The organism is Microbacterium sp. GXF7504 (genome assembly GCF_054798235.1).
Genome location: NZ_JBSJZI010000003.1, coordinates 559,321 through 578,546, shown reverse-complemented (window position 1 = coordinate 578,546; position 19,226 = coordinate 559,321). Strand labels below are relative to the sequence as shown.

At 69.5% G+C, this 19,226-nt stretch carries 18 protein-coding genes; 5 read left to right on the top strand and 13 right to left on the bottom strand.

Going from position 1 to position 19,226, the window contains the following annotated elements:
- Nucleotides 1–17: 17 nt before the first annotated feature.
- A complete protein-coding gene (locus ACWAUO_RS10140) occupies nucleotides 18–2,159 on the top strand; it encodes a hypothetical protein (RefSeq protein WP_460775126.1) in 2,142 nt (713 codons plus the stop codon).
- A gap of 88 nt (nucleotides 2,160–2,247) precedes the next feature.
- Here ACWAUO_RS10140 and ACWAUO_RS10135 read toward each other — a convergent pair whose 3' ends face one another.
- The 6 genes from ACWAUO_RS10135 to ACWAUO_RS10110 form a co-directional block, all read right to left on the bottom strand.
- Entirely contained in the window at nucleotides 2,248–2,916 is a 669-nt protein-coding gene (locus ACWAUO_RS10135; RefSeq protein WP_460775125.1) for a hypothetical protein, read from the bottom strand.
- 30 nt (nucleotides 2,917–2,946) lie between these two features.
- Complete coding sequence (locus ACWAUO_RS10130; RefSeq protein WP_460775123.1) at nucleotides 2,947–3,813, bottom strand: NADH:ubiquinone oxidoreductase subunit 4 (chain M); 867 nt, start codon at nucleotides 3,811–3,813, stop codon at nucleotides 2,947–2,949.
- Between the two features lie 44 nt (nucleotides 3,814–3,857).
- Entirely contained in the window at nucleotides 3,858–4,136 is a 279-nt protein-coding gene (locus tag ACWAUO_RS10125; protein WP_460775122.1) for a GlsB/YeaQ/YmgE family stress response membrane protein, read from the bottom strand.
- A gap of 123 nt (nucleotides 4,137–4,259) precedes the next feature.
- A complete protein-coding gene (locus ACWAUO_RS10120) occupies nucleotides 4,260–5,024 on the bottom strand; it encodes an alpha/beta fold hydrolase (protein WP_460775120.1) in 765 nt (254 codons plus the stop codon).
- A gap of 53 nt (nucleotides 5,025–5,077) precedes the next feature.
- Nucleotides 5,078–5,743, bottom strand: coding sequence for a response regulator (locus tag ACWAUO_RS10115; RefSeq protein ID WP_460775118.1), 666 nt, complete (start codon nucleotides 5,741–5,743; stop codon nucleotides 5,078–5,080).
- On the bottom strand, nucleotides 5,740–6,936 hold the full coding sequence (locus ACWAUO_RS10110) for a sensor histidine kinase (protein WP_460775117.1): 1,197 nt from the start codon (nucleotides 6,934–6,936) through the stop codon (nucleotides 5,740–5,742). The genes ACWAUO_RS10115 and ACWAUO_RS10110 overlap by 4 nt, the downstream gene beginning before the upstream one ends.
- A 178-nt stretch (nucleotides 6,937–7,114) precedes the next feature.
- On the opposite strand from ACWAUO_RS10110, the gene ACWAUO_RS10105 reads away from it, so the two are divergent.
- Nucleotides 7,115–7,738, top strand: coding sequence for a hypothetical protein (locus ACWAUO_RS10105; protein WP_460775116.1), 624 nt, complete (start codon nucleotides 7,115–7,117; stop codon nucleotides 7,736–7,738).
- Nucleotides 7,739–7,796: 58 nt separating this feature from the next.
- On the opposite strand, the gene ACWAUO_RS10100 is transcribed toward ACWAUO_RS10105, so the two are convergent.
- Nucleotides 7,797–8,252, bottom strand: coding sequence for an MmcQ/YjbR family DNA-binding protein (locus ACWAUO_RS10100; protein WP_460775114.1), 456 nt, complete (start codon nucleotides 8,250–8,252; stop codon nucleotides 7,797–7,799).
- A 175-nt stretch (nucleotides 8,253–8,427) separates the two neighbouring features.
- A complete protein-coding gene (locus ACWAUO_RS10095) occupies nucleotides 8,428–9,972 on the bottom strand; it encodes an HNH endonuclease (RefSeq protein WP_460775113.1) in 1,545 nt (514 codons plus the stop codon).
- A 154-nt stretch (nucleotides 9,973–10,126) separates the two neighbouring features.
- Between ACWAUO_RS10095 and ACWAUO_RS10090 the strand changes: the two genes are divergently transcribed.
- A complete protein-coding gene (locus tag ACWAUO_RS10090) occupies nucleotides 10,127–10,705 on the top strand; it encodes a carboxymuconolactone decarboxylase family protein (RefSeq protein ID WP_460775111.1) in 579 nt (192 codons plus the stop codon).
- Nucleotides 10,706–10,809: 104 nt separating this feature from the next.
- Here ACWAUO_RS10090 and ACWAUO_RS10085 read toward each other — a convergent pair whose 3' ends face one another.
- Entirely contained in the window at nucleotides 10,810–11,091 is a 282-nt protein-coding gene (locus tag ACWAUO_RS10085; RefSeq protein WP_460775110.1) for a winged helix-turn-helix transcriptional regulator, read from the bottom strand.
- A gap of 306 nt (nucleotides 11,092–11,397) precedes the next feature.
- Here ACWAUO_RS10085 and ACWAUO_RS10080 point away from each other — a divergent pair, with 306 nt between their 5' ends.
- Nucleotides 11,398–12,648 (top strand): MFS transporter, encoded by a 1,251-nt coding sequence (locus ACWAUO_RS10080; RefSeq protein ID WP_460775266.1) that lies wholly within the window; start codon nucleotides 11,398–11,400, stop codon nucleotides 12,646–12,648.
- A 174-nt stretch (nucleotides 12,649–12,822) separates the two neighbouring features.
- Here ACWAUO_RS10080 and ACWAUO_RS10075 read toward each other — a convergent pair whose 3' ends face one another.
- Complete coding sequence (locus tag ACWAUO_RS10075) at nucleotides 12,823–13,458, bottom strand: cyclase family protein (RefSeq protein WP_460775109.1); 636 nt, start codon at nucleotides 13,456–13,458, stop codon at nucleotides 12,823–12,825.
- A 121-nt stretch (nucleotides 13,459–13,579) separates the two neighbouring features.
- Here ACWAUO_RS10075 and ACWAUO_RS10070 point away from each other — a divergent pair, with 121 nt between their 5' ends.
- Nucleotides 13,580–13,825: a hypothetical protein gene (locus ACWAUO_RS10070; protein ID WP_460775107.1), complete on the top strand. Its 246-nt coding sequence runs from the start codon at nucleotides 13,580–13,582 to the stop codon at nucleotides 13,823–13,825.
- Here ACWAUO_RS10070 and ACWAUO_RS10065 read toward each other — a convergent pair.
- The 3 genes from ACWAUO_RS10065 to ACWAUO_RS10055 all read right to left on the bottom strand — a co-directional run bounded on the left by ACWAUO_RS10065 (nucleotide 13,822) and on the right by ACWAUO_RS10055 (nucleotide 19,143).
- A complete protein-coding gene (locus ACWAUO_RS10065; RefSeq protein ID WP_460775106.1) occupies nucleotides 13,822–14,661 on the bottom strand; it encodes a transposase in 840 nt (279 codons plus the stop codon). The two genes, ACWAUO_RS10070 and ACWAUO_RS10065, sit on opposite strands and share 4 nt — an antisense overlap.
- Before the next feature lie 235 nt (nucleotides 14,662–14,896).
- Nucleotides 14,897–17,968 (bottom strand): type I restriction endonuclease subunit R, encoded by a 3,072-nt coding sequence (locus ACWAUO_RS10060; RefSeq protein ID WP_460775104.1) that lies wholly within the window; start codon nucleotides 17,966–17,968, stop codon nucleotides 14,897–14,899.
- A 29-nt stretch (nucleotides 17,969–17,997) separates the two neighbouring features.
- Entirely contained in the window at nucleotides 17,998–19,143 is a 1,146-nt protein-coding gene (locus ACWAUO_RS10055; protein ID WP_460775103.1) for a restriction endonuclease subunit S, read from the bottom strand.
- Nucleotides 19,144–19,226: the final 83 nt, after the last annotated feature.

Genomic DNA, 19,226 nt, shown 5'->3' with positions numbered 1-19,226 from the left:
CAAAGGATCCCCCACCTGTGATCAGACACCAACGCTCGGCGATCGGCGGTGCGCTCACCGGCGCAGCCGTCCTCGCGCTGGTGGCGACCTCCGTCGCCCCGGCCGTCGCCGACGACCACGAGAACCTGCCCGGCGAACCGACCGTCACCCTGCCGATCAACGACAGCGCCGCGGGCGGCACGTACGACCAGGACTTCACCCGGGCGTACGCCGGCGCCACCCCCGACGGCACGCCCGTGTACATCTACGTCCCGGCGGGGACGCCGCTCGACGGCTCCGCGCCCACGGGCGTCGCGAGCCTCGACCCGGCGTTCGACCCGACCCCCGACGACGGGTTCACCCCGTGCACGGATGCCGCCGCATCCGACTACGCGCTGACCCAGGCGCAGATCGACTACATGGGCGACCAGCTGTCGAACCAGATCGTCGCGGTCGACGAGGAGCACTTCGGCCTCATGGACGCGGCCGACCCGTCGGAGCCGGCGAGCGACTCGCTCGTCATGGTCGTCTACAACGTGCAGGACGAGAACTACTACGACTGCGCGGAGACGAGCTACACGGCCGGGTACTTCGCGCCGGACTACGTCGACTCGGTCGGCATGAACGTGATCGTCATCGACGCGTTCGACTGGGCGAACCGGGTGGGACCCGAGGACGCCGAGTGGAACGACGGCGACCCGTCCAACGACCAGCCGACGCTGTACGAGGGCGTGATCGCGCACGAGCTGGAGCACCTGCTGCACAACTACAGCGACGCCGGTGAGCTGTCGTGGGTCGACGAGGGCCTCGCGGACTTCGCGGTGTTCCTCAACGGTTACGACATCGGCGGCTCGCACCTGACCTACCACCAGGTGTTCTACGCCGAGACGTCCCTCACCCGCTGGGCCGGGGGCCTGGAGAACTACGGCGCCGCGTACACGTTCTTCCAGTACCTGTGGGAGCAGGCGGGCGGCAACGGCGACGGCACGTACGAGCCCGACCTGACCTACAGCGGCGCCGGTGGCGACCTGCTCATCAAGCGGATCTTCGAGAACCCCGGCGACGGCATGGACGGCGTCCAGGCCGCGATCGACCAGTTCAACGCCGAGACCGGTGCGGGCCTGCGCGGCGCGGACGTGCTGTTCCAGGACTGGGCGGTCGCGGTGTACCTCGATGACGAGGAGTCGGACCGGTTCGACATCAAGGCGGCGGACTTCGGCGACCCCGAGGACACCTCCTGGACGATGGACCTCGCCGACGACGAGTTCTGGAGCGGGCGCGGCTCGAGCCAGGGCGCGCAGCCGGCGTCGAAGTGGAACAAGCGCGCCAACGGCCAGTCGCCGATCGCGGTGCCGTACGGCATCCAGGTGGAGCGGTTCCGCAACCCGGGCCCGGTCGTGACGGTGTCGCTCGACGGCGACGACGTGACGCAGATCGCCCCGCACTCCGGTGACACGCACTGGTACGGCGGGTACGAGAGCCAGACCGACAACATCCTCGACGTGGACGTGACCGGTGAGGCCGCCTCGCTCGACTTCTGGACCTGGCACTTCATCGAGGAGGGCTGGGACTACGGCTTCGTCGAGGCGTTCGTGGACGGGGCGTGGGTGACCGTGCCGCTCGTCGACGACGCCGGCACCGTGGTCACGAGCGACGACGACCCGCACGGGAACAACCCGGACGGCAACGGCCTGACCGGCACCTCGGGCGGGGCGTACTTCGTCGACGAGCCGCAGTACGTGCACTACACGGCCCAGCTCCCAGCGGGTGCGACGGATGTGCGGTTCCGCTACTCGACGGATGCGGCGTACCTCGACACCGGCTGGTTCGTCGACGACGTGCTGGTGAACGGCACCGAAGCGGCCCTGTCGTCGGCCGAGGGCGCGTGGACCGAGACGGACGGCGCCCAGGACAACAACTGGACGCTGCAGATCGTCGCCGAGTGCGACCTGACCCCGGGTGTGGACTCGCCGTTCGAGATCGTCGACACCGCGGGCAACCACGTCTACCGGCTCACCGGTGACGACATCTCGCAGCCCGGGTTCGACACGAAGTGCGCGAACGGCAACCAGCGCGACTTCGCCACGCTCGTGTCGAACTCCCCCACCGGCCAGCTGTCGTTCCTCGACGCCGGCTACACGCTGGGGGTGAAGAACACCGGCAACGGCAAGAAGAAGTGACGCTGAGGATGCGGGGGCGTACCGGTCGCGGTGCGTCCCCGCATCCGTGCGGAAGGGGTCGGTCAGGGTTGTGCGTCAGGGGCGCGCGTCAGCCGCAGTATTCGCCGGCGGTGTCGGGCGTGGGCTGCACGGTGATCGTCTGGACGACCCCCTCGAACAGCTGGAAGGAGAGGTAGCGCTCGGTGCCGTCGGCGCCGGTGCCCGCGACGAGCAGCACCGGCAGCGCGCCGCCGCCCGTCGTCACGCGCTCGGTCGCGTCGGGGTACGCCTGCCGCGCCTCGGCCTCGGTCGATCCGACGGCGATGCCCTCAGCGGTGCGGGGGCTGCCCGCGTCGCGGCTGCCGTCGGGGACGTCGCCGCCGACACCGATCGCGGTGATCGTCGGGTCGGCCGAGATCCACACGGTCGGGTTGGCGTCGGAGCCGAGGATCGTCATGTCGGGGTTCGGGCACGACTCGGGGTCGGCGACCGCGTAGGCGGGGGCGGTCGCGGTGACCTGCTGGTGCACGTCGCCGCCGATCGTGAGCGGACCGACCCCGTCGAACGAGATGAGCCAGTCCGCCGGGTCTGTCGACGTGGTCGCCGCGCTCGGCGACGGCGCTCCGGTCGGGGCGGGCGCCGTCGTGTCCGTGACGGTCGGCGGGGCGACGGTCGGGTCCTCGCCCGCGCCGGCGCAGCCCGCGAGGCCGACGACGAGGAGGAGACCGAGTGCGGCGAATGTGCCGGACGCCCGCATCGGGGGCCTGGTGCGTGTCATCGCAGCAGGCTAGCCGTCGCGGTCACCGGCTCAGTACTCGACCCACGTGATGTCGCCGAATTCGGCACGCAGGCGGTCGCGGATCTCGACGAGTTCGGGCCATTCCCACATGAACGCGAGCTTCTCGGCGATCTCGCTCGCCGCCTTGTCGTCGGGGCGGGGCTCGGCGACGAATACGGTGAACGTCTCGGCGAAGTCCTCCCCGACGTTCGTGGCGGCGTAGGCGCTGACGAAGTCCTCCTCGTTCTCGTCGAGGAACTCGGCGATCTCGTCCTCGTCGTTCTCGTCGGCGTACGACGGGGCGTCGGCGCCGTACTGCGCCCAGAACGCGTCGTAGTACGCGTCGAGGTAGGCGCCGTGCTCGGTGCAGGGCTCCGCGGGATGCGGCACCTCGCAGTCGCCGCTCTCGTCGGTCTGTCCGGGTCCCATGGAGAGCAGGTGGGCGTACTCGTGGATGAGGGTGAGGAGCAGCATCCCGTCGTCCTCGGCGCCGGCCAGGTTGACGGTGAGGTTCCACAGCGACGGGTCCTCGTCGCTCTCGATCACCCACGCGAGGGTGTCGGAGTCGGGGTTGTCGCCCACCTGGTACCAGAGGATGCGTTCCGCGGCGTACTCGGGGGTCGCGACGCGGCGGAACATGTCCCAGACCGCCGCGTCGGTCTCGGATGCGGCAGGCATGAGCTCGCCGTCGATGTCGACCTCGTAGACGGTGAGGCGGCCGAGGTCGTCGTCGACGACGGTGGAACCGGCCGGCTGATCGATCTGCTCGTCGGGCAGGTCCTCGATGACACTGCAGCCGGCGGCCGCGATCGCCAAGGTCAGTGCGGTGAGGAGGGCGGCGCCGGCGCGGGCGAGGCGGGCGAGGCTGCGGGCGGAGCGGGCCGGACGTGAGGACACCCGAGCACACTATCGGCGCGCTCGGGTGTCCTGGGAATGCTGTGTCAGCGGGTGGTGCGGCGACCGCGGGTCGCGAAGACGTAGATCGCGAGCACGATGATGGCGCCGATGATCGAGCCGAGGATGCCGGAGGGCTGCAGGAACCCGCCGTTCGGGTCGCTGCCGAAGAGCAGGAAGCCGAGGAAGCCGCCGACGAACGAGCCGACGATGCCGAGCACGATGGTCATGAGGATGCCCATGCTCTGCTTGCCGGGGATGACGGCACGGGCGATGAGTCCTGCGATGAGACCGACCACGATGAGGCCGAGGATGGTCCAAAGCATGTTGTCTCCTTCGTTCTGGCGCCGACCCGGGTGTGGACGGCGTCGCTCGAAGGAACCTAGCAACGGGCTGCGCGTGCGCCGCAGGGGGTTGCGCGGGGGCGCCCGGATCGTGCAGGAGGGGGCTCAGTCCCAGCCGAGGTAGTCCTCGATCGCCATCGCGACATCGCCCGGGTGGGTCATCGCGACGAGGTGGCCGCCGTTCGGGATGGTGACGACGCTCGTCCGGGCGGGGGCGGCGGCCTTCAGTGCCTGACCGTTCGCGGGGACGGTGATGCGGTCGTCGTCGCCCTGGATGACGAGCACCGGCAGGTCGGCGGCGAGTTCTGCCCACTCCGCGGCGGGGGTGGCGTCGAGCGCCGCTTGCTGGCCCTCGGCGACGGTGAGGTCGCGGGAGCCGGCGTAGACGGGCCAGGCGAGGTCGAGCTTGACCTTCTCCCCCACGAGCGCGCGAAGCTCGTCGGGCGCGGCGGCGTCGGCGGGGAGGCTCGTGAGGGTCTCGAGGGCTCCGGCCGCATCCGCTGCGGGCTGCTCGTCGCCGAGCGCGCCGAGGATGAGGATGCCGTTCGCTCGGTCGTGGTGGTCGAGCGCGACGGTGCGGGCGACGGCGCCGCCGAACCCGTGGCCGCCGATCCAGGCGTCGGCGACACCGGTGTGGTCCATGACGTCGACGGCGTCCTGCGCGTGGTCGTGCAGGGTCGCGGCCGGGGTGCGCCGCGAGCGGAGACGCAGCACCCGGAAGCCGAGCTCGACGAGCACGCTCGCAAGCGTGCCGAGGTAGGCGGGGTTCAGGCCGAGGCCCGGGAGGAGGACGATCGTGGCGGGTCCTTCGCCCTCGTCGATGTAGCTGATGGCGCGGCCGTCGGGCTCGAACGTGGCTCGGGTCGTCATCCCTCCAGGATACCGGGCGGATGCGGGTCGCCCCGGCCGGCGCCACTCCCGGCTCAGCCCTGTCCGACCTGCACGGCGCCGGTCTCGTAGGCGGCGACGACGGCCTGCACGCGGTCGCGGACGCCGAGCTTGGCGAGCAGGCGCGTCACGTGCGCCTTCACCGTCGCCTCGCTGAGGAACAGCCGCTGCCCGATCTCGAGGTTGGAGCTGCCGCGGGCGATGAGGAGCCAGATCTCGTGCTCGCGCGGGGTGAGTCCGTCGGGCACGGATGCGGTGGGCGTCGGCGCCGCGAGATACCGCTCGATGAGCCGGCGGGTGACCGCGGGCGCGAGGAGGGCCTCCCCGGCGGCGACCGTGCGGACGGCGTCGACGAGCCGGTCGGGCGGGGCGTCCTTCAGCAGGAACCCGGAGGCCCCGGCCTGCAGGGCGCGGTACACGTACTCGTCGAGGTCGAACGTGGTGAGCACGAGTACCCGGGGCGCGTCGGGCAGGGCGGTGACGGCGGCGGTCGCCTCGATGCCGTCCATCCCGGGCATGCGGATGTCCATGAGCACGACGTCGGGATGCAGGCGGCGCACCGCATCGATCGCCTCGGCGCCGGTGCCGGCCTCCCCCACGACCTCGAGGTCGGCGGCTTCGAGGAGGGCGATGATGCCGGAACGGACGAGGGCGTGGTCGTCGGCGACGAGGACGCGGATCGGATTTGCATCCGTGGTCATGGCGTGCCTCCGTGCTGGGCGGGTGCGGTCGCGGTGCGCGGGAGGACGGCACGGACGAGCCAGCCGTCGCCGTCGGGGGCGGCGTCGAGAATGCCGCCGTAGACGCGGACGCGTTCCCGCATGCCGGGAAGGCCCCGGCCGCTGCCGACGGTCGCGCCGGCGTGCAGCGCGCCCGTGCCGGCGCCGTTGCGGACCGTGACGACGAGGTCGCGGGCGCGGGCCTCGACCCGCACGTCGACGGGGGCACCGGGCGCGTGGCGGCGGACGTTCGTGAGCGACTCCTGCACGACGCGGTAGACGGCGAGCGCGGCGCCGTCGGGCAGGTCGGTGAGCGCGGGGTCGACGTGCAGCGTGCAGGCGTGGCCGGCGGCCTCGGTGTCGGCGACGAGGTCGGGCAGCGCCGACAGCCCCGGCTGGGGCACGTAGACGGCGTCGTCCTCGCGGAGCACCTCGAGCAGGTGCCGCATCTCGTCGAGCGCGCCCTGCGCGGTGCGGCGGGTGAGCTGCAGGTGTGTGCGGGCGCGGGCTGGGTCGCGGTCGACGTACTGCTCCGCGGCGGCGGCCTGCAGCGCGACGATCGAGAGGGCGTGGGCGACGATGTCGTGCAGTTCGCGCGCGATGCGGCGGCGTTCGGATGCGGCGGCCTCCGCGGCGCGGACCTCGGCGCTCTCGGCGGTGCGCTTCACGGAGAGTGCGCGCATGCGGACGATGCGGCCGGCGGCCCAGGTGGCGCCCACGAAGAAGACGAGGAAGATCATGCCGCTGAACTCGATGCCCGGCGACCCGAAGTAGCCGAGGGTCTCGGCGCCGAGCATCGCGGCGATGGGGACGAGGCCGAGGATGCCCGCCGCCCACCAGGAGGCGATGCGCTCCGCGACCGTGAAGGTCGCGACGAGCAGGCTCGGGAACGGGTTGAACGTGGCGTCGGGGCCGGCGAGCGCCGAGTGGACGACGAGGGCGACGGCAACGACGAGGAGGACGGCGGCGGGCAGGCGCCGGCGCACCGCGAGGGGTGCGGAGATCACGATCGCGAAGAGGATCTGCGCGAGCGGGTTCGCCGAGGGGACGAGGAGGCTCTCGAGGAGCGCCCAGACGCCGATGCCGCCGGCGATGGCGAGGTCGAGCGGGGTGGTCCACCGGCGCCGGTCGCGGCGTGCGTGCGCGTCGTCGCGCGCGGGTGCGGTGGTGATCACGGCTCGATCGTAGGGGCCGCTCGAGCGGCGCCGATAGCGACGTTGGTCGATGGTCTTGTGCGACGCGGGTCGGCAGCATCCGCGACCTGGGCCCGATGTCCGCGGGTGGGTCGCGTCCGTAGGTTCGCTGTCGTCGCCACGGACGGCGGCTTCGATCCATCGACCGAAAGGGCCAGTCATGGCATCCCTCACCTCCTCTCCCGCCGTCGCCGGTTCCCGGCCGGTGCAGGTTCCCGAGCCGCGCGACGGTGCGGTGATCCGGCGCATCGGCGATCGGCTCGCCGGCGGCGCCGCGCTCGTCGCGGGCGTCTTCTCGCTCATCACGGGTGTGCTGCAGATCGTGTTCCCGCAGGACGAGACGCCGGAGATCGATCCGCGGACGCGGCTCATCCTCGTCATGTTCACGCTGAGCCTGTGGGCGCTCGCGGTGGTGTTCCTGGGGCTCGCCCGCTACGCCAAGTCGAGCTGGGGCGCGTGGGTCGCCGGCACCGGCACCGTGCTGCTCACGGTCGGCACGGTCACGAGCGCCGCGTACGGGATCGATCAGGCGTTCTTCCCGCCGGTGGCGATGGCCGCGAACGCGCTGTGGCTCGTCGGTGCGATCGGACTGAGCGTGTCGCTCGCGCGTGCCCGTCGCGTGAGCCTCTGGTTCGCGATCCTGCTGCCGATCGTGCAGGTGGCGCTCGTGCTGGGCAGTCAGCTCGGCGGCGGCCTCGTCGCCGGCGCGTTCCTCGTGCCGCTCGGTGCGGTGCTGCTCGCCGGTCGCATCCAGTCGCGTGCGGCGGCTCGGCTGCGCCGCTGATCCGCACTGTCCGTCGCCCCTCGTGCGCCCGGGTCCGGGTGTGCGAGGGGCGACGTGCTCAGTGCTCGGTGTGGTGTGCGGGATGTTGCGATGGAAGTTGCTCGGGGTGCGGTGCGGGATGCTGCGCGGGATGCTGTGCGTCGAACTCGCGGCGGAGGTACGCCGGGGCCTGTGACCGCCAGGCGTCGGTGACGAGTTCGGCGAGGTGGTCGGGGTCGATGCGCCGCATCCGGAATGCGACCTTGGGTTCGATCCAGCGGGTGGTCTCGCGGAGGAACACGTCGGGTGCCATCTCGCGGAGCGCGAGCGCGTCGAGGCGGTCGGCGACCTTGACGCCGACGACGGGTTCGGCGGCGATGATCGCGCGCATGTCGTCGGGGATGCTCGGCCACGGGTGGCATTCCCAGGCGTAGAGCTTGTTGCGGACGAACCATGCGGCACCGCCGGTCGTGGCGCGCTCCTCGCTGCCGGGCAGCGTCGCCGCGACCGCCCGGATGTCGTCGAGCGTCGGCATGGAGCGAGTGTAGGTGTGGGTGGGGACACGGATGCGGGTGTAGGTGCGGGTGGGGACATGGATGCGGGTGTGGGTGCGGCGGGGGGCGCCGACGGCAGCCCGGCCTCGCCGACCGCGACCCGGCCTCGCCGACGGCGGCCCGCCTCGCCGACCGCGGCCATGACCGGGCGCCGCCTCAGAACGGTGCCGGAACCGCATCGCCGTCACCCGCCGCCCCGTCGTCCCACGGCTGCCCGTACGCATCCGGCGTGAAATGGACCGCGGGCACGGGCGGGGTGTCGAGGTAGGTCTTCCCGAGGGGCGAGGTCCATTCCAGCAGGCCGTCGTCGAGTTGCCGGACCTTCCAGGGCGTGAACTGTTTCATCGAATGATGTCGTTGGCACAGGTGTGCCAGGTTCTTAACCTCGGTCTTGCCGCCGAGCGCCCAGTCGTGGGTGTGGTCGACCTCGCTGCGGATGGCGGGCATGGAACACCCGAAACCCCGGCACCGTTGATCGCGACCCCTGACGTACCGGTCCATCCGGGCCGGTCGTTTGTACGTGTCGACCTGGAGGACGGCGCCGCTCACCGGATCGCTGAGGAGCCGTTCGAGCGGTGAGCCGGTGACCTCGGCGAGTTCGCGGGCCGTGTGCGGATCGATCGGCGCCCGGCCGATGAGGCTGGCCGGTCCGTCGTCGGTCCCGAGGAGCGTGAGCGCCGACACCACGACCTGCACCTTGGCCCGCAGCGCCCCGAGGAGGCCGGGTCCGTCGTCGTCGCGGGTCGGATCCGCGCCTGCGTCCGAGGTGAGCAGCATGTCGGCGAAGAGGTCCGCGCGGAGCTGGTCCATCGTGCGGTTGTCCGTCGACGACACCCGCAGCGCGTCGTCGTCGACCTGCCGCAGCGGGCGCTTCGGGTCGGTATCGCCAGGACCGAGCGCCGCCCCGAAGCGAGACCCGCCACCACCGTCGCCGGCCCCGTGGCCGTCACCGCGGCCACCCGCATCCGTGTCGGCACCCGGGGTCATGATCGGCACCGGGGCTGCGGCATCCCGTTCGCGTTGCCGCATCTCGTGCTTCGCCTGTTCGCGATGCTCCACGAGGAGGTGGCCTTGCTGGGTGAGTCGGTCGTAGATGCCGTCGGCGATGATCGTGGGGAGCACGGCGAGCAGTTCGGACATGCCGTCACGCAGTGGCCGGACGCAGATCTTGCGCTGCAGCTTCGCGTCGCGGTGTCGGTCGCCGAGGCTCCGCGGATGCATCCGTTCGGCGAGCACGGCCAGGTGCTCCTTCGCACGGTTCGGGGTTTCGTGCTCGCACAGCTCCAGCGCGGCGAGTTCGTACTCGGGCCGGACCTCGGCCGGCAGGATCATGCCGAGGTCGGTGATGATCCGGACGTGCGAGCGGTTGATCCGGCCCGCCTCCCACGCGGCGAGCGTGGCCGGGTAGTCGTGCACGAGCTCGCGCGCCTCGTCGATCTGCCGCTGCACGGACCGGTCGGTCACCCGCAGCACGCCCGCGAGTTCTGCCGCGATGGAGCGCAGCGCCATCTCGTGCTCACGCGTCTTCGCGGAACTCCGCGCCGCCTGCTTCTCGGCGAGGTCGGCGGCCCGGGCGAGCGCGCGGATGCGGGCGACCTGCGCCTGTGCCTCCAGCATCCGCGTCTTGTCGACGTCCGCGGCGATCTGCGCCAGCTCGGCGGTGTCGCCGTCGCTGTTCCAAACCGCCCCGTTCGAATGCATATACCAAGTCTTGCAGCACCCTCCGACATTGACTCTCGGAGATACAGACGATGTGAGAAACCTGCCGCGCACCAAACCTGGGGAGGAGAGATCGACACCGCTGTCGCCGCGCGCGGACCAGGCGTACCGTCCCTCACGAGAGAGGGGAATCACCATGCTCATCACTCCCCCGAGCCGCGACGACGTCACCGGATACGCCGCCGACCTCTACGCACAGGACCTCGCCGATGACGGCGTCGTCTTCGGCCACACGCAGGCGATGGCGATGAATCCCGAGGCGCATGCGGCGTTCGAGGCCCTCATCCACGCGGTCGTGCCGTCGATCGGCGTGCGCGTCTACGAGGCGGCGACGCTCGGCGCGGCGCGCGCGCTCGGGTCGTCGCATTGCAAGCTCGCGCACGGCCGCCGGTCGGTGCGTGCCGGCGTGCTCGACGAGGCCGGACTCGCCGCGTTCGCGGCGGGCGACGACAGCGGGTTCAGCGAGGCGGAGCGCGCGGTCATCCGGTTCGCCGAGCGGCTGTCGACGGATGCGGCGGCGATGACGGATGCGGACACCCAGACCCTGCGCGACGTGGGCTTCTCCGACCGGCAGATCGTCGACATCACGCTCGCCGCAGCAGGCCGGAACTTCTTCAGCCGTGCGCTGCTCGCCCTGGCCGTGCCGACGGACGAGATGCCCGGCCTCGATCCCGCGATCGCCGCCGCCCTCGTGGCCGCGCCGCGCCAGACCTGACGCTCGACCGCACCGCACCGCCGCGCCAGACCCGATCCGCACCGCGCGAGACGCGCACCGCCGCGCCCCCGCACCGCGCGAGACGCACCGCCGCACCCCACCCCCTACTCCCCCGCGGCGCCCCACCGCCCGAGCGCGTCGATCGCCTCCCGCAGCGCCATCCCCCGCTCGGTCAGCGCGTACGCGCGGGTGTTGTGCTTCAGCGGCAGCCGCACGAGCACCCCGGCCTCCTCGAGTTCGCGCAGGCGCGTGGCGAGCATGTTCGTCGGCACACCGAGGTCGCGTTGCAGGTCGCCGTACCGCTGCGGCCCGTCGAGCAGGCGCTCCACGATCCGCAGCGCCCACCGCGCGCCGACGATCTCGAGTGCGGCGGCGAGGTCGCTCACGCGGCGTCGGGCTTCATCCAGAACGGCGAGTAGTGGGGCAGGTGATGAAGAGGCTCATGCGCACACACTTGTATTTTGCAAGTGACCCGTCAAGACCTCGTCGCGACCGGGGCATCGAGGCACAGCATCCGGATGCTGCCACGCACCGTCCGCGGACTGCCGACCCGGGCGCAGCCACCCAAGCCGCGCGTCGTCGCTGGCTAGACTCCACGGGTCCCCCGCACGAGAAAGACCCGCCGGACGACCGACCCGAGGGCCACCCCGCTCGCACCCACGAGCACCCTCGATTCCCCGCAGCGTCACCGCATCCACCCGGCATGGTGGGTCGCGGGGGTCGCGTTCCTGTCGCTGCTCGCCGCGGCCGGCTTCCGCGCGGCGCCGGGCGCGCTGATGACGCCGCTGCATCACGAGTTCGGCTGGTCGACGGGGATGATGTCGGCCGCGGTGAGCGTGAACCTGCTGCTGTACGGACTCACGGCGCCGTTCGCGGCCGCGCTCATGGACCGGTTCGGCATCCGTCAGGTGATCGCGGCGGCGCTCGTGCTCATCGCGCTGGGTTCCGGATGCAGCGTGTTCATGACCGCGTCGTGGCAGCTGCTCGTGTTCTGGGGCCTGCTCATCGGGCTCGGCACCGGCTCGATGGCGCTGGTGTTCGCGGCGACGGTCGCGAACCGCTGGTTCGTGGCGCGGCGCGGGCTCGTCATGGGTGTGCTGACGGCGGGGTCCGCGACGGGGCAGCTCATCTTCCTGCCGCCGGTCGCGGCGGTGGCCGAGTCGGAGGGGTGGCGGCCCGCATCCCTGCTCATCGCCGGCGCGGCGCTCATGGCGGTGCCGATCGTGTGGGCGGTCATGCGCGATCGTCCATCCGACCGCGGGGTGCTCCCCTACGGCGCGGATGCCGCGACGTACGTCGAGCCGCCGCGCACCGTCTCGGGCAACGCGGCGCGGCGTGCGCTCGAGGGACTCGCGTGGGCGGCGCGGAAGAAGTCGTTCTGGGCGCTCGCGGGCGCGTTCGCGATCTGCGGCGCGACGACGAACGGCCTGGTCGGCATCCATTTCATCCCGTCGGCGCACGATCACGGGATGCCGGCTACGACCGCCGCGACCCTGCTCGCCGTGGTCGGGATCTTCGACATCGTCGGCACGGTCGCGTCGGGCTGGCTGACGGACAAGTTCGATCCGCGGAAGCTGCTGCTCGCGTACTACGGGTTCCGGGGGGTGGGGCTGCTCGTGCTGCCGTGGCTGCTCGCCGACACGGTGCACCCGAGCATGGTGCTGTTCATCGTGATCTACGGGCTCGACTGGGTCGCGACGGTACCGCCGACCTCGGCGCTGTGCCGGGAACTCTACGGCGACCGCGGCACGATCGTGTTCGGCTGGGTGTTCGCGTCGCACCAGGTGGGTGCGGCGATCGCCGCGTTCGGCGCCGGCGTCATCCGCGACGTGTTCGGCGAGTACACCTACGCGTGGTGGGGCGGCGCCGCACTGTGCGCGATCGCCGCGGTGCTGTCGATCGCGGTGAAGCGGGCGCGGGCGGAGGATGCGGTCGCGGGGTGAGGTGGTGCGGGTTCGGCTCCCGTCATCCCGCCGGTACGCGTGGCAACTCCCGTTGGATACTGCGGCCCCACCCGGCCGGATCTACCACCTGAGCAACCCCAACGCGGCTGAAGTGGCAGTCTCTGCCGCATTGCACACGCTGACTCCGCGTGAGCCGCCACTTCAGAACACGGTCTACACCCACGCGACCCCACGGACCGGCGCACCGTCGTCCTGCAATGCCAACGGGAAGAATCCGACCCGAACCCGCGCAGGCAGCCGGTCGACGTTGGTCATGTTCTCGACGATGAGTCCGTCGCGACCGAGCACGAGGTCGTGAACCGGGATGCCTCCACTCCCAGAGCCCGTTGGGTCAGGGCTCAGCGTGTCGACGGCGAGCACCCGCATCCCGCGCGCCCAGAGTTCCTCCGCCGCGTCCGGCGCGAGGAACGGATGATGCACCGCGTCAGTCGTGTCGAACTTCGCCGCCCACCCCGTGTCGATGAGCACGATCCGCGGCAGCTCGGCCGGGACCGCTCCCCCGTCGAACGTGAGGTCACGCATACGGTAGGCAGTCCCGGCGCTCGCGTGCGCACGCAGTACGACGGCGTCGCCGACCAGTTCCTCCAGGGCGATGTCGGCCATCGTGCGCCCGCCCGGGACGGTGTGTGCGGGCGCGTCGACGTGCGTACCGGTGTGACTGCCGAGGTGGACGCGCGCGACCGACGCACCGTCTTCCGCGTAGGTGAGTGCGGGTTCGATTCCCACCTCGGGGTCGCCCGGGTAGACCGGCATCCCGTCGCGAATCGGGTGGCTCAGGTCGATCAGCATGCTTCCCAGGATGCCGCAGGCGGATGATGGGCACACGCCCCGCGGCAGCGCTAAGGTCCTAACCAAGAGTCTTCCGGCGCCCTCACTGAAAGCGGCCGGGCGGACCGAAGGCGGGGGGGTCATGGCAAAGATCGCGAAGCTCATTCCTGGGAGCAGAGACGTTAGGCCGCCGCAGAGCGAGGTCGACGGCTATTTCCAGACTGTCGACGCGCCGGACGGCACTCGATACCTGTACCTCTACAACTACGCATCGGGCGGCCCCCGCGATGGCGCGTCACCCACACAGAGCATTCATTTCGACCGGGCCTCTGCAATGGAGTTCCGCCGGATCATCGATGTGGTGTTTGGCGCACCGGACGGGCGCTAGTCATCCAGTTCGTCTTGCGTTCTTTCGACTTCCTTCCTTGCGCGAGTTGACCGGGCCATCGCTTCCTTCCGCTCAGTCTCCAGCTCGTCGACCACGTCATCCGCGACGTCGGTCTCATCCATGACCCGCTGTAATTGCGTGCGGAGGTCCTCGGCCCGCTCGTGCAGCATGTCCGCGTGCTCGCGAGCCTTCGCCAGCTGGGCCTCGATCTTCGCAAGTGCGCGCTCGGCCTCGGATGCCGCGCGCTCGGCGGCCTTCGCCGCGGCTTCGGCCGCCTTTCGGGCGCGCCGCTCCGCGAGGTCGTCCCGAGACTTCGGATGCTGCGGCTGGACGTCTGCGATAGCGCCGGCGACGTGACCCGCGAGATCATCGAGGTCGCCTGCCTCGAGCGGTTTGATGAGCCGCCCGGTCAGCACGGCCGCGGCCGCGCGCTCGTCCATCACGGCGGCGTTGATCGTCGCCGCCACGGATTCCTGCGCCGACGCGCTCAACGTACCGCCTTGCTCCTTCACAAGTTGGCCCGCACGTTTGGCGAGGGAAGCCACGAGTTCGCGGCGCTGCCGGCTGAGCTGTTTCAGTTCCGCCGCGTCGAGGTCTTCCTGCGCTTCGCGCAGTGCGGCCGATAATTCGATGGCCTGCGCGAGCTGACCGTCGGCGACGAGGAGATTGACCGCCCATGCGGCGACCGTCGGCTTCCGGAGCGCCTTGACCTGCTTCGCTGCCTCACCGGTCAGTTCGGCGGCGCGGGCGTTTCGCGCGGCGGTGAACTGGACGGGCGGGAGGACATACAGCTCCGCAGCCGACGATCCTGCATCGTTGCCGGATACCGGCACCATCTTCCTTTCCCTCCCTATTGCGGCACGCTGATCCACTCGGCTCCCGTCAAGGTGGCAATCGGCACACGCTGCCGCCCCAGTTGGCGCATCGATGGGTCCGTTCTAGACCCACGGTGAAGAGACCTCCTGCGGTGCGCGGGCCAATGTGAACGCGCTCGAAGGTGTCGCGCTTGGAGATGCCTTCATCTTCAAGGTTCATGGACTCCTCAGCTCGCTCCAACGGACGGTCGTGTGTTTAGGCGTGTGCAGTGCCCTTGTTTGCGAAGAACTCGTAGAGCATCGCCGGCAACGCTTTGCCAAGCTCGTTGAACAAAGCGCTGTCGCCGAGCAGATCATCAATGAACGCGGGGGTCTCGTCCCGCACCTCTACGACGGCTTTGGCGAAGGCTTTCGGCAGGACGGGTGACTCGGCGAACTGCTGCGGGGTGTTGACTCCGGCTTGGCGGGCGAGGTCAATGTCGAGGGCGAGCTTCCCGACGATGTGGTTCATGGTGATGTCGATGACCCCGACGCCGTACTTGTCGCCGAGGCGTTCGTTGAGCTTCTCGATGATCTCCTCGAGAGCGCTGCGGTGCTTTTCATGGATCGCGCCCGAACCGATCGCAGTGATGGGATCGAGGCCAGGGCCCTGTTCGAGGTTGAGCTTCACCGTCTCGCCGGCCTTGATGTTGTACCCGACGAGCTGCACCTGCGACACATCGACCGGTGCGTCATACGTGGCGGTGGACAGTTGCGGCAGGATGCGGCGGAAGAAGTAGTGCCTGCGGGGGAGGTCGGGGTCCTCGAGGTTACGGATCTGTGAGACGAAGTCGTACAGCTTCACGAACTGGTTGACGTCGGACTTGAACAGCTTCAGCTCGTCCTGCTCGGTCTTGTCCCCGTCGAGCACGGCTGTGACCCATCGCTTGTTGAAGCGGTCGACGGCAGGTGCAGTCGCGGCCGAGATCTTCGAGTTGGCGTTGGTGCCGCCGGTGAGCGCGGCGTCGAACGCCTGGCGAATTTCTGCTATGTCGTAGATGCCGGACGAGTCGAGTTTGGCGACGAGGTCGTAGATGATGTGCGGGTCGGTGGTCGCGGTGAGGAACGCCTTGCGGTAGTACGGCAGGAACGCGTCGAGCACGTCCTGCGGCTCGTTGACGAAGTCGAGGACGAAGGTCTTGTCCTTGCCCGGGTACGTGCGGTTCAAGCGCGACAGGGTCTGCACGGCTTGCACTCCGCCGAGCTTCTTGTCGACGTACATGGCGACCAGGCGCGGCTGGTCGAACCCGGTCTGGAACTTCTCGGCGACGATCATCACGTTGAAGGTGGCGGGCTTGAACGCCTCGGCCAGGTCGCTCTGCGCGCCCGGGTTCTGCGTGCGTTCAGTGAGGTTTTCACCGACGTCTTCAGGGTCGTCGACGGTGCCGGAGAACGCCACCAGCGAGCGGACGTCGGTCACACCGGTGTCATCCAGGTACTTGTCGAGGTACTTCTTCCACCGCACCGCCTCTTTGCGGGAACTGGTGACGACCGTTGCCTTCGCCTTGCCGTCCAGCAAGGGGCGCACGTAGGCGCGGAAGTGGTCGACGACGATCTTCGCCTTCTGGCTGATGTTCGTCGGATGCAGTCGCACGAACTGCACGAGCGCCTTCACCGCCGTCGACTCATCGACCTCCTGATCGCTGTCGTACTCAGCGCCCGGATGCTGCAGCTTCCACGCGACCTTGTACGGGGTGTAGTTCTGCAGCACGTCGAGGATGAACCCCTCCTCGATCGCCTGCTGCATCGAGTACAGGTCGAACGGCTCCGGGGCGTCACCGCCATCCGGGACGCGACCGAACAACTCCAGCGTCTTCGCTTTCGGGGTGGCGGTGAACGCGAAGTACGAGATGTTCGGCGCGGATGCGGTGACCTCCATCGCCCACTGCAGGTACGCCTCCGAATCCACGGGCGCACCCTCCGCGACCGCGGCCTGCTCAGCCGGCGACAACACCTTCGTGAGCGCGCCCGCCGTCGACCCGGTCTGCGACGAATGCGCCTCGTCCGCGATCACCGCGAACCGGCGCCCCTGCAACTCCGGGAGCGTCTGGATCGCAGTGATGAGCGCTTCGAACGACTGGATCGTGACGATCACGATGTTCTTGCCACCGGTCAGCGCCGCCGCAAGCTGCGCCGACTTGGACTCGCCACCGTCTCGGGTGATCGACTGCACCACCCCGGACTGCTTCTCGAACTGCGTGATCGCGTCCTGCAACTGCTTGTCGAGCACGGTGCGGTCAGTGACCACCACAACGGTGTCGAACACACGGTTGTTGGCATCGTCGTGAAGCTGGGTGAGACGGTGCGCAAGCCACGAGATCGAGTTGGTCTTTCCTGACCCTGCCGAATGCTGAATCAGGTAGCGGCGCCCGGCGCCCTCCTCACGTGCAGCTTCCACGAGCCGAGTGACGGCACGCCACTGGTGGTAGCGAGGGAAGAGCACCTTCTCGGTGCGGGTCTTCTTGCCCGTGTCGGGGTCGGTGTCGACCTCGACCTGCAGGTGCACGAAAGACGCGAACAGCCGCAGCCACGTGTCGCGCTGCAGGATCTCCTTCCAGAAGTAGGACGATGCCGACCCGTTCGGGTTCGGTGGGTTCCCCGCCCCCTGATCATGCCCCCTGTTGAACGGAAGGAATCGAGTCTTCGGGCCGGCGAGCTTCGTCGTCATCCGCACCTCGGAGTTCGACACCACGAAATGCACCAGCGACCGCCGCGCGAAACCGAACAGCGGCTCCCCGGCAGGGTTCCGATCGAACTGATACTGCGCCACCGCGTTGCCGATCGACTGCGTGAAGTCCGTCTTCAACTCGATCGTCGCGACCGGGATGCCGTTGATGAACAGCACCAGATCGAGCGCCTTGTTCGGGTGCTTTACCGAGTAATGCACCTGCCGCATCACCCGCACCCGCATCTTGCCGTAGGCCGCAAGCGTCTCCGGATTGTTCGTCGTAGACGGACGGAACTGCGCCATCCTCAGCTTCGCCGTCCCACCGTGCGGCGGCAACACCGTGAACCCGTCATGAAGCATCCGGATCGTGCCGCCGTTCTTCAACGGGTCGTTATCGAGCGTTTTCGCCAGCCGCTCAATCAGGAACCGCCGGGAGGCCTCCTGCTTCTCAGGGGTGTCGTGCGGGCGGACGACCTTCGCGAACTCGGTCGGCTGCGAATCAGCCAGCCAGCCGAGCACATCCTCGGGGAACAGCGCGAGCTCACGGTCGTAGCCGGCGTCGGTCGGCGAATACAGCCACCCGTTCGCCGCGAGATGCTCTGCGATCTCGTTCTCCAGCACCGACTCCAGATGCGCCCCAGCAACACCACTCACACCGCCACCCCCACATCGATCTTCCCCGTCACCGCAGCCGAAATCAGCGCAGCCCGTCGTTCGCGTGCGAGGGCGACGCCGCGGTGAGCTGTTTGGATTGCGGCATCGATTCGAGTCGTCTGCGCGCGAATGTAGTCGACAATGACGCCCTGCTCCTCCACCGGTGGGACCGGGATACGCAGGGTCGCGAGCTTGTCATTGTTGAGGATCGGCAGCGTGTTGCCAACTGAGAGACGCGCCACCGCTTCGCGCGCAGCCACGAACACCCAGTAAAGAAACTCGTCATTCAACGCCCAGCTGACCGACGTGATCTGCTGGTTGAAGTATGAGGCACGCTCAATGCGACCCGACTTGCCGAGCGTCGCACCGATTGTGCATACAAGCGTTGCACCTGGAACCGCAGGTCTCCCCTGCGTAGCGCCTTCCGGAGTCAACCATCGCGAGGCAACGCTTGCCGCGCCCGACACATCAAGGTCGTCGGGCCGGATCCACGGTTCGCCCGGCTCGTCTGCAAAGACCATGTCACCGGAAGGCGTCGTACCAGTTCTGATCCGCGCGGACCACCGAAGAGGGCGGACATCCCAGTTGGCCGGAATCGACCCGATCCAGTCGACGCCGCTGTCCACGAGGCGCGCTTCCTGTCGGACACCCCCGGTCGCTGCATCAGCGATGACGGCGGCGCGGCGTTCGGTGAGGAGGGCGATGAGCTCCTCGTTCTTCGCGATGAACGCGTCGATCTGCGCCGTCTCCCGATCCAGATAGTCCGCAATCGCCCGCTGTACCTCGACGCGGGGCGCGGGCACCCGGAAGCTCGCAGCGAAGGAATCGGGCACACGTCGAAGTCCGCCGGACCCGGTCATCTGCGACACTCCGGAAGACCGGAAGTCGCCGGACTGCAGGATCCAAGCGAGGAAGCGAGCGTCCAGACCGTGCCGCGGACGGAGCACAGAGATCTCGGTCGTCGCGAAGGCGTATCCGTTCGGGAGATCCCTCGCTAAGAGCCCCTTGCCGTTCTCGAAGCACGGCGTGACCTTCGCATACGCGACGTCGCCGTCTGCGACAAATGAATACCCGCTGAGGAGATCGCTCGTCGGTCGCGTCCGCGAGGTGTCAGTGCCGCCAAACTCGCTGATCGCTTCCATCGGTAGGTAGCAAGACTCGTCGCTCGTCGGACGTGGTCTGGGGTTGAACTCGACGAGATACCGAAGAGGGATCCGGGGAGCCG